The organism is Roseomonas sp. 18066 (assembly GCF_902706185.1).
Taxonomy (GTDB): Bacteria; Pseudomonadota; Alphaproteobacteria; order Acetobacterales; family Acetobacteraceae; genus Pseudoroseomonas.
This window is the reverse complement of the sequence record NZ_CACSJM010000336.1, coordinates 1-718: the sequence shown is the minus strand read 5'-3', so window position 1 is coordinate 718 and position 718 is coordinate 1. Positions and strand designations below refer to the sequence as shown.

Genomic DNA, 718 nt, shown 5'->3' with positions numbered 1-718 from the left:
CGGCTGGGCGCCGCCACGCCGGCAGCCCCGGGCGGCGCCCAGCCGACGGCGCCGGCCGCCGCCCCGGTGACCTTCCCCGGCGGCGCCCGCTCGGTGAACGAGGAGCATGGCGACTGGATGGTCAATTGCGGCGGGCAGGACGGCCGCAAGGTCTGCGCCATCTCGCAGAGCCAGGGCAACAACCAGACCGGCCGCCGCGTCTTCACCATGGAAGTGCGCACCATGCCGAATGACGAGCTGAACGGCATGCTGCTGATGCCCTTCGGCCTGCGGCTGGATGCCGGCAACACCCTGGCGCTGGACGACCAGCCCTTCGGCCCGGTCCGCGCCTTCAACACCTGCATCGAGGCCGGCTGCCTGGCGCCGCTGAACCTCGACGCCGCCGGCAGCCGCGCCCTGCAGCGCGGCAACGTGCTGAAGGTGAGCGCCGAGAACCTGGGCAGCGGCGAGGCGGTGACCTTCAACGTCTCGCTGAACGGCTTCACCTCGGCGCTGAAGCGCGCCCAGGAGCTCGCGAAGTAATTCTTCCGCTTCGCCGGCCGCCGGTGGCGGCCGGCGGCGTCGCGCCGTTCAGTCCAGCACCCCGGCCCCCACCCCCAGCCGGTCCGCCCAGCTGCGCAGCGCCCGGACCGTGCCCTCCGACAGCGGCACGCCGTCGCGCAAAGCCTCGGCGATCTTGCGGTCGGCCTGCTCGGCGAGCAGGCGGACCGGGCGGGCG

The 718-nt window shown here is 74.0% G+C and carries 1 protein-coding gene; it reads left to right on the top strand.

Translation table 11 applies throughout. The annotated features are described in order from the left end of the window. Positions 1-522, top strand: a 522-nt coding sequence (locus GVN67_RS29110) for an invasion associated locus B family protein (protein WP_160000776.1), incomplete at its 5' end; no start/stop codon positions are given. Positions 523-718: the final 196 nt, after the last annotated feature.